Origin of the sequence: Aquimarina atlantica (genome assembly GCF_000626715.1) — a bacterium.
GTDB lineage: Bacteria > Bacteroidota > Bacteroidia > Flavobacteriales > Flavobacteriaceae > Aquimarina > Aquimarina atlantica.
On the sequence record NZ_AQRA01000009.1, the window covers coordinates 92,843 to 106,363 of the forward strand.

12 protein-coding genes are annotated in these 13,521 nt (G+C 32.7%); 4 read left to right on the forward strand and 8 right to left on the reverse strand.

Annotation, left to right across the window (positions count from 1 at the left end; genetic code table 11):
• Position 1: 1 nt before the first annotated feature.
• The 5 genes from lspA to ATO12_RS19845 all read right to left on the reverse strand — a co-directional run bounded on the left by lspA (position 2) and on the right by ATO12_RS19845 (position 4,998).
• Positions 2 to 517 (reverse strand): signal peptidase II, encoded by a 516-nt coding sequence (gene lspA, locus ATO12_RS19825; protein WP_034245553.1) that lies wholly within the window; start codon positions 515 to 517, stop codon positions 2 to 4.
• Positions 518 to 569: 52 nt separating this feature from the next.
• Positions 570 to 1,103 (reverse strand): Cif family virulence factor, encoded by a 534-nt coding sequence (locus tag ATO12_RS19830; protein WP_034245554.1) that lies wholly within the window; start codon positions 1,101 to 1,103, stop codon positions 570 to 572.
• 16 nt (positions 1,104 to 1,119) lie between these two features.
• Positions 1,120 to 1,662, reverse strand: a complete 543-nt coding sequence (locus ATO12_RS19835) for a GNAT family N-acetyltransferase (RefSeq protein ID WP_034245556.1) — start codon at positions 1,660 to 1,662, stop codon at positions 1,120 to 1,122.
• A gap of 186 nt (positions 1,663 to 1,848) precedes the next feature.
• On the reverse strand, positions 1,849 to 3,297 hold the full coding sequence (locus ATO12_RS19840; RefSeq protein WP_051575968.1) for a hypothetical protein: 1,449 nt from the start codon (positions 3,295 to 3,297) through the stop codon (positions 1,849 to 1,851).
• A gap of 150 nt (positions 3,298 to 3,447) precedes the next feature.
• Positions 3,448 to 4,998 carry a hypothetical protein gene (locus tag ATO12_RS19845; protein WP_034245558.1) on the reverse strand — a complete coding sequence of 517 codons (1,551 nt, stop codon included), beginning with the start codon at positions 4,996 to 4,998 and terminating at the stop codon, positions 3,448 to 3,450.
• A 250-nt stretch (positions 4,999 to 5,248) separates the two neighbouring features.
• Between ATO12_RS19845 and lpdA the strand changes: the two genes are divergently transcribed.
• Positions 5,249 to 6,655, forward strand: a complete 1,407-nt coding sequence (gene lpdA, locus ATO12_RS19855) for a dihydrolipoyl dehydrogenase (RefSeq protein WP_034245564.1) — start codon at positions 5,249 to 5,251, stop codon at positions 6,653 to 6,655.
• A 44-nt stretch (positions 6,656 to 6,699) separates the two neighbouring features.
• Here the strand turns inward: lpdA and ATO12_RS19860 are convergent, their stop codons facing one another.
• Positions 6,700 to 7,410 carry a LytR/AlgR family response regulator transcription factor gene (locus ATO12_RS19860; RefSeq protein ID WP_034245568.1) on the reverse strand — a complete coding sequence of 237 codons (711 nt, stop codon included), beginning with the start codon at positions 7,408 to 7,410 and terminating at the stop codon, positions 6,700 to 6,702.
• Positions 7,407 to 8,477 (reverse strand): sensor histidine kinase, encoded by a 1,071-nt coding sequence (locus ATO12_RS19865; protein WP_034245570.1) that lies wholly within the window; start codon positions 8,475 to 8,477, stop codon positions 7,407 to 7,409. The genes ATO12_RS19860 and ATO12_RS19865 overlap by 4 nt, the downstream gene beginning before the upstream one ends.
• Before the next feature lie 217 nt (positions 8,478 to 8,694).
• On the opposite strand from ATO12_RS19865, the gene ATO12_RS19870 reads away from it, so the two are divergent.
• The 3 genes from ATO12_RS19870 to ATO12_RS19880 are packed head-to-tail and all read left to right on the forward strand — an operon-like array spanning position 8,695 to position 11,503.
• A complete protein-coding gene (locus ATO12_RS19870) occupies positions 8,695 to 10,134 on the forward strand; it encodes an alpha/beta hydrolase family protein (RefSeq protein WP_034245573.1) in 1,440 nt (479 codons plus the stop codon).
• 47 nt (positions 10,135 to 10,181) lie between these two features.
• Entirely contained in the window at positions 10,182 to 10,595 is a 414-nt protein-coding gene (locus ATO12_RS19875) for a MotA/TolQ/ExbB proton channel family protein (protein WP_165583419.1), read from the forward strand.
• Between the two features lie 5 nt (positions 10,596 to 10,600).
• Entirely contained in the window at positions 10,601 to 11,503 is a 903-nt protein-coding gene (locus ATO12_RS19880) for a TlpA family protein disulfide reductase (protein WP_034245577.1), read from the forward strand.
• 201 nt (positions 11,504 to 11,704) lie between these two features.
• On the opposite strand, the gene ATO12_RS19885 is transcribed toward ATO12_RS19880, so the two are convergent.
• A complete protein-coding gene (locus ATO12_RS19885; RefSeq protein WP_034245580.1) occupies positions 11,705 to 13,477 on the reverse strand; it encodes an ABC transporter ATP-binding protein in 1,773 nt (590 codons plus the stop codon).
• Positions 13,478 to 13,521 lie beyond the last annotated feature (44 nt).

Sequence of the window (13,521 nt, forward strand, 5' to 3'; positions counted from 1 at the left end):
GTTATTGAATTTTTTCTTTAAAAATAGTTCCTTTTTTATTAAAAAAAGTAGTGATTAAAACCAAAATTGAACCTAAAAAAATCGAAACATCAGCAAGGTTAAATATTTCGGTTTTTATGATTCCTAAATCTAAAATCAAAAAATCAGTTACCGATCCATATACAATACGATCAAAAAGATTTCCGATTCCGCCACCAATAATAAAAGCAAAACCTATGATTGTTTCTCTAGAATAATTTGTCTTGATCAATATCTGCCTTAATAATAGTAATAGCACTAGTATTGGAAGAATTTGTAATAAAAGTACTTTTAAGATCGGAGCCAAATCTGCCCCCAAGCTATAAGCAGCACCAGTATTTTCGACTTTTGTTAATACAAAACTATTCTTAAAAACCTCTATGCGCTCATAAGGCTCGATCGTTTGCCGAACAACATTCTTTGAAATCTGATCACAACTAATGTTTAATAAAACCAGAGAAAGAATGAGTATAATTCTTATTTTTCTTGTAATCTTCATGTGTACAATCGCAGTAAGTGTTTTTCAAATGTAATAGAAACTTCAGACTATCTTAGTGTTTCCAGTATTTTTTATATTCAGAAATAGAAAATGCAGCATCATAATTATCCTTAGTAATGGTTTTATTTTCATCAGAATCATAATCGATCAATATTTTCCAGCTTTGATCTTCCATCTTTAATACAACATGAAATTGACCATAGGAGTATTTTGTCTGATTATTGTCATCAATATAAGTAACTCTGTAAATTCCTCGATCAGAAACAAGGGAATCAGAATACACTCTTTCAAATAATCTAAAATCAATTGGAGCAGGTTTTTGGGAAGGAGCACTCCATCGTTTTTGATACCCTTTTAAATAAGTACCTGCTTTTTTAATTTCGCCACCATTTCCCGAAATTCGAATCATCTCTTTGCTATGTATAGAAGCAAATAAGTCATAATCTAAAGTCTTAAAGGCTTTAGAGAATTTACCATACATATCTGCATTGATTTTTTTATGTATAGCATCTTCTTGCGCAATGGTTACATGTATAAACGACAGAAAGGCGACTAGTACTATAGGTATAATTTTAAATTTTGACATGGTAATGGTTTTTTGATTATTCTAACACTCTTTTTCGTTCATATAACACACAACATTTCAATCGCTCATCATCTAATAATTTTGGGTGCTCAAAAGTTTCGATTTGTTGCATCCCAATCTTTTTCATAATTAATTCTGATTTTACATTAATTGCCGGTGCTACAGAGTAAATTTTGTCTAGCTCAATTGTATTAAAGCCAAAATCTAAACAAGCTTTGGCACCTTCTGTAGCATATCCTTTGTTCCAGATACTTTTTTTGAGTCGCCAACCGATATCTACAAAGGAGCCTAATTTTTCTAAATAAGTTTGTTCACACAAACCTATAAATCCTATACACTCGGCATTATCCAACAGATCCACAGCAAAATAACAAAAACCTTTTTCTGCATACATTTCCTGCATTCTCATAATAAATGCTTTGGTATCTTCTTTTGATGGTTGGTAAGGAAAAAACTCCATCACATCATCATCGGTATTGATTTTGGCTAATGTTTCTAAGTCATCGAGAGTCCAATTACGGAAACCTAATCGTTGAGAGGTAAAAATGTATGAATTCATTGTATAAACTGAAAATAGATTATAAATTTTCGTTTTTATAAACGTATTCAAATGTAATGATTTGTTGCCTTTATTGTTTAAGTTTCGAAAATTCTTAGCATGAATTGAGTTTAATACGTACTGAAATAGAAAACTGCTCGTATTTGCCTATGATAAAATAAGAGCAGTTTTAATTGAATATGAGAATTATCCTTTTTTCATAAACTGTTCGTTAAATTCTTTGATTTTTAATGTATTAATCTCATCATGAGTTTTCCCTGCTCCATGTTGCAGATAAGCATTAAAGATGTGACTTAAGTATAACGGTGATTTAGCTTTATCTTCATTAAAATTCTCTGAGTTGTGACAAACAAAACAATTAACCAGGTTATTTACAGTAATGTCATGTACATCGCTCTGAAAAGTTTGTGTATAGGTTTCCATAGTAAGGTTAGAAAGATTTAAAGATCCTTTTGCAATAGATCCTTTTGTAGCATGAGATATGTTACCAGCTAATTTTTGGATGGTGTCTGCTTGTTTTTGAGGAGGAAGCCCATCGGTGTCGATCCAAATGCCTCCGTTATAAAAATAGTTTTTCCATACATCTTTAAGCTTAGCAGCAACACAAGAATTAAGGTTTTTTATATTATCATAATTTTCTGGCTCTTTCTGGCTGGTTTCCATAAAACCGTTACCCTGTGTTCTCGGAACTCCAAATTCGAAAAGTGTAAAAGCTTTATTGGGTTCTTTGGGTTGATTACCACTCCATGTAATTCCGTCTAGAGATGAGGTAGTTCCTTTACCATATAATAATTTTTCATCGGGAGAAGATACTGTATTGGTATTCCAATCATAGTAAGGTGCCATATCATTATGTTCAAAAGTTGCCCATATAAATTCTGGATGATTTATGACAACCCCAACGACATGCATTCCTAATAAAGCAACATCACTTTTAACATATGTACCATTTTCGTAGATAGCTGCTTTGGTTTGGTAATATGTCGAAAGCTTATCTGTTGGTATTGCACTGGTTTTTACCCACGAAACTTTTAACTCTAATGAGCCTATGGGAAATGTTTCGGTATTATTATGAGGAATGGATCCATCCAGAATAGCGGTTTTAAAATGATCTGCAGCAACTTTTAAGGTATCGCTGATATGAATAGAGTAATAAACCGTATCAGATTTACTTATGCTCGAATTAAATTGAGGATTGGTTTTTAAAACACCATCAGAACCAGCTTGTTCTATATCCTTAAGCACTAAAGATAATCCTGATTGAGGTTCTACAGGAATCATTAAATCGCTAACTTGTATTAACTTATTTTCGAAAACAGTTGTTCCATTATCTGGTTTGGTTAACCATAAGAACTTTTGCCAGGACCATTGTTGAAAAATACAATTTGTTGTACTAGTGGTATCAAATGGACTTCCTTTTCCTTCTTCTGGAGGAGGTGTTTGAGTGTGAGGAAACCATGTAGGTTCGCAATTACAATCGTTATTTTTTTTCTCTACATTTTCATAAGCAACAGGTTGTTGATCAGTCTTTTCTTTTTTGTCTGTTTTGTCTGTTTTGCAAGAAATAACAATAACGAAGATTAAAAGACAAGCCACTAATAAAGAACTTGCTAGATTGGCAAATTTAGTTTTCATTTGTGCAAAGTGTTAGTTAGTAAAAAGTTACTATTTCAAATCTAACTTTTATCGCAATTGTTTCCTATAAGTAAAAATACGGTTTTTAGTATCTCTATATGTAAGATGTTAAAAGGTACTAATGAAGAATGATAATATTATAAATCAATTTTATTCTTCAAAGGTAGTACTTTCGTATGCACCTATATCGGGAGCAGTGGTGTTACGAAGAGTTCCTAAAATATCAGTTCCCGAGGTAGGAGTAGAAGCTTTACCATTAGCCGCAGAATTTTCACCAATATTAAGCATGTTTTCTGATGGAGTTTTAAAACCAGGTTCTTCATTTAAAATAATATTTTCATATAGAGCAGTATTGGTAAAATCATATAATGGGTTACCGGCAAACTGGTCACCAAAATCATTAAACCTAATCAAACAGTTCTTGAAATTATAATTGAATGCTGTACCGTCAATTTTACTAAATATTAATTCTAGATCTTGATTTCCGTAGATAATACTGTTTGTAAAATTGGCTTCAAGTAAATCTGCGACAACAACATCGGTTTGATTTACTCGTAGATTATTATCAATCAATACTGTCGGAAGCTCTCTAAATCCAGTTCCTATACTAGAATAATTTGCAAATGTGCAGTGGTTAAAATTATAGGTTCCGCCTAGCGAACAATTAAGAGATACTTGCCCTGCATTATTAATTACCAGGTTTTCTCCCAGTACATTACCTGTTCGTGCCAGAAGCCCTACATTAGAACTATTATAGATCTGAGTGTTTTTAATAGTAAGTGTAGGATCTGTGCCTCCGTCATTAGAATCCATTAGTACTCCTACTGTTGCATTTTTTATGGTTGTATGATTAATAGAGTGACCAGTGCTTCCTGCAGTAAGCCAGATCGTTCCCCATTGCCCCGGGATATCACTAAAACCAGGCTCTAAACGGTCACTTTCAAAAATTACTTCGTTTTCGAGAAGCTCTGGATCTGTACTTAATTCACCATTTACGATAAGAGTAGCGCCATTTGAAGCTATAATACCAGAATTAGCATGAAAATGTATTCTTGCACCTGCATCTATGGTAAGTGTTTTTCCGCTAGGTATAGCAGCATATCCATAAATGACATAAGGTTTTTCGTTGGTAAAGTTTAGTTGATCATCTTCCAGAAAGAAACCTTCAATTCTAATTTCATTATTTTCACTATCTAGACCAAGTAATAATGTTTCTGTCTCGCCTGTCATGGCATCTCGAGAAGGGAATAAAAATACAGCATCTTTTATTAGGGTCACAAGATCAACATCCTGTTGATTTCCTCCTGTATCAAATAATACTCGATCTGTATATAAAAACTCTACATCTGCAGTTTGATTAGTGATATCTGTTGTTGTTTCTACAAAAACAAAAATACTATCCTTGGCTAAAACCTGAATGTTCTCAAAGGATTTTCCGGGAATACCATCAACATTAAGTCTGTAATTTGAACTTTCACCACGCTCTAGTGCGATTGCAGGAATAGTAAAATCGTCACTAGTATGGTTATATACTTTAAAACTGTAGGTACTAGAGCCTATATTAGTAAAAATAGTATCTAGAAATAAGGTGTCTGTCGAGAATTTTAAATTTCCTGTACTGGGGTTTGACTCAAAATCATTACGGCACGAGCTCCATAAAACAAGTACAGCAAGCAAAAAAAGAGTTGATAGATATCGCATAATTATATCAAAAGGTCATTAAGAGTAAATAAAGTATCGAAGCTGCAAATTAGCAAAGATTTTTGTTTTTGATGGCTTCGAGATCCCATTCTTTCATTAATTAATTCTTTACTATGAATTAAAGTATAACTTTTTGATTGCCCTAATATTGCTTTATAATGAAAATTTGACAAGATCAGTGCTTCTGTAAGAAGCAAAACATTTGTACATTTGTTGTTCATAATTAACACGCACAACATAATAATCTATTATGAGTACATATGATGTAGCCGTAATTGGCTCTGGACCCGGTGGATATGTGGCCGCTATTCGATGCGCACAACTGGGAATGAAAACCGCAATAATCGAAAAATATTCAACACTTGGAGGAACTTGTCTTAATGTAGGATGTATCCCCAGTAAAGCATTGTTAGATTCTTCTCACCATTATGAGCATGCTGTAAAGCATTTTGCAGATCATGGGATCGAGATTCCTGGTGATATAAAAATCAATCTAGAAAAGATGATTGCCCGTAAGCAAACTGTGGTAGATCAGACTTGTGACGGGGTTAGTTTTTTGATGAAAAAAAATAAGATTGATGTTTTTGAAGGAGTAGGATCATTTAAAGATGCTACACATATAGATATTACAAAAACAGATGGGGCTGTAGAAACAATCGAGGCTAAAAATACGATAATTGCGACCGGTTCTAAGCCATCGACATTACCATTTATCAAGATTGATAAAAAAAGAGTAATTACATCTACTGAAGCACTTAAATTAAAAGAAGTGCCAAAACATCTAATTATTATTGGAGGTGGAGTAATTGGATTAGAATTAGGGCAAGTATATCGCCGTTTGGGAGCAGAAGTTTCTGTAATAGAATATATGGATCGAATTATTCCAGGAATGGATAAAGCGTTATCTAGAGAATTACAGAAAGTAATGAAAAAACAGAAGTCCAAAATTTATACTTCTCATAAGGTAACAGGAGTATCGGTTTCTGGAGATGAAGTAACGGTGACTGCAGATGATAAAAAAGGAAATCCGGTAGAGTTTAAAGGAGATTACTGCTTGGTATCTGTTGGTCGTAGACCTTATACCGATGGTTTAAATGTTGAGGCAGCTGGAGTAAAACTTAATGATAGAGGACAGGTTGAGGTTAATGACCATTTACAAACGAGTGCTTCTAATATTTATGCAATAGGTGATGTAATAAAAGGAGCTATGTTAGCTCATAAAGCCGAAGAAGAAGGAGTTTTTGTAGCTGAGACTCTAGCAGGACAGAAACCGCATATTGATTACAATCTGATTCCGGGAGTAGTATACACCTGGCCAGAAGTAGCAGCGGTGGGTAAAACAGAAGAAGAATTAAAAGAAGCCGGAGTACAATATAAATCAGGACAATTTTCTTTTAGAGCACTTGGTAGATCACGTGCTAGTGGTGATCTTGATGGTTTTGTGAAAATACTTGCAGACGAAGTTACAGATGAGGTATTGGGCGTTCATATGATTGGAGCACGTTGTGCCGATATTATTGCCGAAGCAGTTACTGCAATGGAGTTTAGAGCATCTGCCGAAGATATTTCTCGTATGTCTCACGCGCACCCTACGTTTACAGAAGCAGTAAAAGAAGCAGCACTTGCTGCCACAGATAATAGAGCATTACATGCATAATTTGATTACACCTTCAAGGTTTTTAAAACCTTGAAGGTGTATGATTATATCCCTTCTAATCTCCCTAATACTTCAGCTTTGTAATTTCTGCTAATTGGGATAGATTTTTTACCAACTATAATTTCTTCATTAGAAAAAGAATTTATTCTCGAAATAGCGATAATATAAGATCGATGGGTTCGCATAAAATATTGCTGGGGTAATTTGGATTCGATTGTACTTATTGTTTCTCTGGTAACAATAGTATTCGATGAACAATGAATTTTTACATAGTCGCTATAACTTTCGATATAAATAATTTCAGAGAAATCAACTTTTTTCATTCTTCGATCTGATCGAACAAAAATAAATTCATTCGAGCTGGTTTCGATAGTCTTTGATGATTCGGTTTTATGATATACTTCAAAATAATTATGTATCGCATTTAGTAATCGTTCATAAGCGATAGGTTTTAATAAATAATCTACAGCATGAAGATCAAAACCATCGATAGCATATTCACGATAAGCGGTAGTAAATATAATTTTGATATCCTTATTAATAGATTTTGCAAAAGAGATTCCCGAAATTTCAGGCATATTGATATCTAGAAAAATAAGATCTACTTTTTGAGTATTAATACAATTAAACGCTTCTAGAGCATTACTACATGTTGCTATAACCTCAATACGATCAATTTTTGACAGGTGAGAAGAGATAATCTCTCTTGCTGTAGGTTCATCATCTACTATGATACAGGATATTTTGGTGCTCATAGGTTTCTGGTTTTAGAAGTGTTTAGTTTTAATTCGACACTATGCCATTGCTCATCTTTAGAAATTAGTAACTCATGATTATCGGCGTATAATGAGGAAAGTCTTTTTTTGATGTTAGATAAACCAATACCATCAGAATCATTTTCAGACGAGTTATAAATTGAATTTTGTATACTAAAATGTACTACGTTATTTATATGCTTTAATTTCATATAAACAGAGAGTTTTTTATTTCTTATTTGACCATGCTTAAAACTATTTTCTACAAACGGAATTAAGAGCATAGGAGCAATGTGAATAGAATCATCTACATTTTCAAAATTCATATTTACATCTAGCGTATCATTAAATCGCATTTTTTCTAAGGTAACATAATCTTTAATATGATCTAATTCTTGCTTTAATGATACCAGAGGTTTATCTACCTGATATAAGAGGTAATCTAATAAGTTCGAAAGCCTCAAGATCATTTCTGGAGTTTCTTCAGATTTTTTTAGTGCAAATCCATACATTGTATTTAATGTATTGAATAAAAAATGAGGATGAATCTGCATTTTGAGATAATGTAATTCCTGCTCTTTAAGTTTAAGCTGAGTTTCTAAGACTTTGTGTTGCAATTCTCGGTTTGCAGAGTTTGATTTATAATTATGTCGTACCAAACTAAAAGCACTGGCAACAAAGACGACAAAATATACTGCAATAAATAGAAAAAAAGGACTTCTGGTCATAGGAGCCATTCCTTCTAGTTTTAAGGAGGATAAAAAAATCAATCCATAAAAAAATGAAATAGTGATAAAAAAAGCAGAAATGATAATAGTATATATGCAGTATAATAAGAAAAGTAAATACTTCTCTTTTAATAGATATTTTGGAATGAGATGGTTAATTACAGTGTAGGTAGTCCCAATGGTTACCGGCATTAAGAATAATGAAAAAGAAAAAACATAATTTATATTATCTGTATTATGCCCAAAGAAATAGGTATAGCAAACCAATACTACAATCCAAAAGATGGTATGAAGTAATAATTCTACAATGATTTTTAATACAAACTCTTTAGAAATCATGGATTAAATAAAAATAGAGTGTAATATCAATATATTTTTTTAAACAGCATTGTTAACGAGACAAAAAGCCAAATTGATATGGTTTTTTACAGGTTAACCACATTTTTGGTACTATTTAAGGTATAAGCAAAGCTAATTTGGTAGTTGGTCGCAAATACCCAGTAACGTAAATCTAATGTGGTTAGTTTTGATTCAAAATAAATTATAAAAGAATCCAATGCGAATCTTAGAACTTTTTTTGCTTCTTTCTTTGATAGGATGTTTAATCTGTTTTTTTACACAATATGTAAAGGTTAAAAAATGGCTTTTTTACAGTAGTATCGTTTTTTTTGCACTTCATGGGGTAGTAGAAGGAGTTCGATGGCAGATGTATTTAGGATATACCGCACTTTTGATAAGTATAGCGTTATACTATGTCTCTAATATTAAAAAAGTAGTAAGACTTTCATTAGCTAGTTTAGGATTAGGCATTGCCTTACTTAGTGTTGTTCTTTGTATCGTAATGCCCGTAATTAAGTTTCCAGAACCATCCGGTACCTTTTCTGTAGGGTTAGAATCATTATACCTAGAAGATAAAACACGAGAAGAAACACTTACAAAAGAAAAAGGAGATTACAGAAAGTTAACAATAGATGTATACTATCCTTCTGATCATGAAATTACAAAACCTATACGGTATATGGATCACGGATATGCAGAGGCTTTTGTAGAAAGTAAAGGTATGCCTTCTATCATTGCCACACATTTTGACCTTACAAAGACTCATACACAAAAATCACTTCCAATTCTAAAAAAGAACCAGTTACCTGTTATAGTTTTATCTCATGGATTGTTATGGAATAGTACAATGTATACTTCAATTATTGAAGAAATTGTAAGTCAGGGATATGTGGTCTTTGCCATACAGCATACATATGAATCTTTTCTTTCAGAATATCAGGGAAAACGAATCAAATGGAGTCAAAAAAATATTGACGACATGAATACAGATGTGGATTTTGGTTTTGTACATAAAAAGATGGATTTGGCACTCAATGCAAAAGATGAGCGTGGTAATAAAGCAGCCTATGAACTCATACAATATTTACCGTATTTTGAAAGCCTTGATAGATGGTCGGATGATATCTCGTTTGTGATAGATCAATTAGCTGTATTAAACGAGGATTCGAGTAGTTTTTTATATCAAAAATTGAATATGAATCAAATTGGATTGTTAGGACATTCATGGGGTGGGGCAGCAGTAGTGCAAAATGCATCGGTAAATAAAAAGATTAAAGGAGTAATTAATATGGACGGAGCACAATTTGGAAGAGTAATTGATACTACGCTGCAAGCACCACTCCTGGTAATGCATGCCGACAGAAATTATGATAAATTCTTTACTCCAAATTTTTATGTATACGATCAAGTGGCAAAAAATGATTACTATTTGGTTACCATAAAGTCGACAGGTCATGCTAATTTTGGAGATTTGGGATATTGGTCAAAAATCCATTCCCTTACAGAAACGGGAGAAATTGATCCAGATAGAATGTCTTATATTACCAATCAATTGATTCTTACTTTTTTTAATACGTATGTTAAACAACAGTCATTAGAAATGAAAGAAGCTTTGATCAGAAAAGAGTATCCAGAAATAGAAATTATCAAAAAATAACTTTTTAAAATAGAATTTATAGAATGGTCAATTTAATGCTAAATATTGTGAAGCTATTTATTTTTCAAAATGAAACTTCATCGATCTTTACATACCTGGGTGAAAGGATAGAAGAGGGAGGAGTGTTTTTTATGATACCAATAGTTGTTCTGTTTCTGTTAGTAGTATTTATCATTATAAAAAACATATGGGTAGTTATACAAAAAGGTATTCCTTCAGAGAAATACATTAACCTAATCAATTCTATTGGACTTTTAACATTAGTATGGGGATTATTAGGCCAGTTAATCGGTATTGTAGGGATGTTTGACAAAGTAGAAAGAATAGATGAAATCTCTACTCATGTTTTTGCAAGTGGATTAAAAGTATCTGTACTTCCTGCAATCTTTGGTTTTTTTGTTTTCATAGTTTCAAGAATTGCTACCATTATTTTTACATGGATAACTAAAGAAAAAGAGTAAAAACTATGATCAGGAAACCTATTTTTAAAATTCTTTTAGGAATTCTTTCTTTCGCAATATTATTATTTGCTTTGTTTTTTCTATTTCTTAAAGTACTCCCTATTTATAATCCAGCATTGCTAAAATGGATACCTATTTTGATATGCATATTAGGGTTTTATGTAAGTGGAACGATTAATAAGAATACCTCTGTATGGTATCTTCCTTTTCTGTTTTTACCACTTTTGATTTTTAAACCATTTAGGTTTCTGTATTTCCCTTTTATAATAGTGTTGATAATCATTGGAGTTTTGTCATTGATAGCTTCAAGAAAAGAAGTGAAAAAAGTGTATAGAGTAACTTCTGTCTTTATTTTGTTTCTTGTGTTTATTTATTTTTTGCTTTCTCAACCTCTGATTTTGTTACAAAAAGGATTTAAAGAGACACAGGACGGAAACTTAGTAAATGCTCAGACAGTATGGGATTTTAACACAGGTTCAGATAATTACTTACCAGATATAGAATATATTGATCCAGAAGGAAATTTGGTTCCATTAAATACTTACAGAGGAAAAACATTGTATATAACTTTTTGGGCAACCTGGTGTTCTCCTTGTATAGCAGAAAAACCTGCACTCGAACAAATGAAAACTGAATTCGAAAAAGACGAGAATATTATATTTATTGATATTTCAATAGATCGAGATACAAAACGATGGGAAAAATATATAACCAATAAAAGCCCAAAAGGAATTCAATTAAACACCAATGGTTATGATCCCGAAACCATGCAGCAATTTTATTTCTCAGAGATACCTTTTCATTGTATTGTTAACCCTGAAGGAGTTTTTAAACAAAGCAATGATTTAGAATACTCCAAAGTAATATTAAAAGATAAAAATAGATTACAATCATTCATTCAAAAATAAAAAAACGATGCAGTACTATATATCAATTTTTAATTCTGGGTAGTGAGATCTTTTTTTAATACTACCGTATCAAAATCAATCAATAAAGTATCATGATCAGAATAAAATGACTTTAGAGGAAAATAATCAGAGTTTATAAGAGGATAGTTAAGAAGCCGAATAATTACGTTTTAACTTAGAATTCGGCTTCTTTTTATTAATTTATATTCTTGCCTGGTACGTATATAAATCAAAATACCTGCCTTTTGCAGCGATAAGTTCATCATGATTACCGTGTTCGACAATATTACCAGACTCGATAACCAAAATTTGATCTGCTTTTTTGATGGTACTTAATCTATGTGCAATAACAAAAGTGGTTCTGCCTTTCATTAATTCGCCAAGACTTTTTTGAATCAAAGCTTCGCTTTCTGTATCCAGGTTTGACGTTGCTTCATCAAGAATAATAATTTTAGGATTCGCTAGAATAGCTCTTGCAATGGCAATTCGCTGTCGCTGCCCTCCAGAAAGTTTTACACCTCGTTCTCCTATTAGTGTATCTAATCCATCGTCAAAACGATCTGTAAACTCATTTACGTATGAAGCTTTTACGGCTTGTTGCAATTGTGCTTCTGTAGCATCTGGATTTGGAAACAAAATATTTTCTCTAATAGAGCCTTCAAACAAAAATTCATCTTGTAATACGACTCCCAGATGACGCCTGTAGCTATGTAACTTTACTTTAGAAATATCATTATCATCAATAGTGATGGTTCCTGATTTTGGGTTTAAGAATGTAGCCGCTAATCCGGCAATTGTAGATTTACCAGAACCAGAGCTACCTACCAAAGCAGTTACAGATCCCGAGGGCGCTTTAAAGCTAATGCCGTGTAGTACCTCTTTTCCTTCTTCATAAGAAAAGGAAACATTATCAAAGGCAATATCTCCTGTTATATGTTCTAAAGTGATGTTTCTATCCTCTATTTCTTCTTCCGGAGTCATATTCATAAGCTCTTCGGTTCGATCCAGGCCAGCCAATGCCTCGGTTAACTGGCTTCCGATGTTACTCATTTGTACGATGGGGGCGATCATAAACCCTAATAGTAGTGTGAAGGAAAGAAAATCACCAATGGTTAATTCATCAATCATAATTTTATAGCCACCAATTCCCATAATTCCTGTAGAGGCAATACCTAACAAAAATGTAGAAGAACTAGTCATTAATGCTGTAGCAGTTAAACTCTTTTTTACATTTTGAAATAGTCGATCTACGCCTTCTTCGAAGGTTTTGTTTTCCTGTGCTTCGGCATTAAATCCCTTTATAACTCGCACTCCGGCAAGAGTTTCGGTTAATCGGCCTTTAACTTCTGCATTGATAACTCCTCGTTTCCTGAAGATTGGGCGAATATATTTGAATGCTTTTAAAGCCACGAATCCAAATACAGATACAGGGACCAGTACAAATAATGTCATCGAAGGGCTAATTCTGATGAGCAATACCAATGAGATAATAGCCGTGATTGTACCTCCAACCAATTGCACTAATCCAGTACCAATAAGATTACGAACACCTTCTACATCACTCATAATACGAGATACTAATGCTCCGGATTTTGTGTTGTCGAAGAAACTAATAGGTAAAGAGAGCACTTTTTTCTGTACCTGTGCTCTTAATTCTGAAATTAGAAATTGTGCCTGTACACTTAGGATTCGAGTTAAAAGAAATGATGTTACCGCTTGTACCAAAATTGCCAGACCTACACCAATCAAAAGCATTTTTAGCATTTCATAGTCTTTCTTGGCAATTACATCATCCATTAGGTATTTACTGGCCATAGGTAATACCAGGCTAGCTAATCTACTTAGTACAATTAATAATAACCCAATAAAAACAAGATTTCTTCGAGGCCATATGATGGTTTTAAAAGCTTGTCCTATAGTTACTTTAGGTTTTCTTTTATTTTTTGGTGAAGTGTTATTTTGAAATTCTCTCATATATTATTGTTCAGTTTTGAATAGAGAAATAGTATACTTTAATA

Bases quoted from the DNA above. Each gene is read 5' to 3' on its own strand.
- ATO12_RS19865 (WP_034245570.1), bottom strand. From the start codon at position 8,477: ATGATTTCTAAAGAGTTTGTATTAAAAATCATTGTAGAATTATTACTT.
- lpdA (WP_034245564.1), top strand. From the start codon at position 5,249: ATGAGTACATATGATGTAGCCGTAATTGGCTCTGGACCCGGTGGATAT.
- ATO12_RS19860 (WP_034245568.1), bottom strand. From the start codon at position 7,410: ATGAGCACCAAAATATCCTGTATCATAGTAGATGATGAACCTACAGCA.
- ATO12_RS19870 (WP_034245573.1), top strand. From the start codon at position 8,695: ATGCGAATCTTAGAACTTTTTTTGCTTCTTTCTTTGATAGGATGTTTA.
- ATO12_RS19840 (WP_051575968.1), bottom strand. From the start codon at position 3,297: ATGAAAACTAAATTTGCCAATCTAGCAAGTTCTTTATTAGTGGCTTGT.
- ATO12_RS19880 (WP_034245577.1), top strand. From the start codon at position 10,601: ATGATCAGGAAACCTATTTTTAAAATTCTTTTAGGAATTCTTTCTTTC.
- ATO12_RS19830 (WP_034245554.1), bottom strand. From the start codon at position 1,103: ATGTCAAAATTTAAAATTATACCTATAGTACTAGTCGCCTTTCTGTCG.
- lspA (WP_034245553.1), bottom strand. From the start codon at position 517: ATGAAGATTACAAGAAAAATAAGAATTATACTCATTCTTTCTCTGGTT.
- ATO12_RS19885 (WP_034245580.1), bottom strand. From the start codon at position 13,477: ATGAGAGAATTTCAAAATAACACTTCACCAAAAAATAAAAGAAAACCT.
- ATO12_RS19845 (WP_034245558.1), bottom strand. From the start codon at position 4,998: ATGCGATATCTATCAACTCTTTTTTTGCTTGCTGTACTTGTTTTATGG.
- ATO12_RS19835 (WP_034245556.1), bottom strand. From the start codon at position 1,662: ATGAATTCATACATTTTTACCTCTCAACGATTAGGTTTCCGTAATTGG.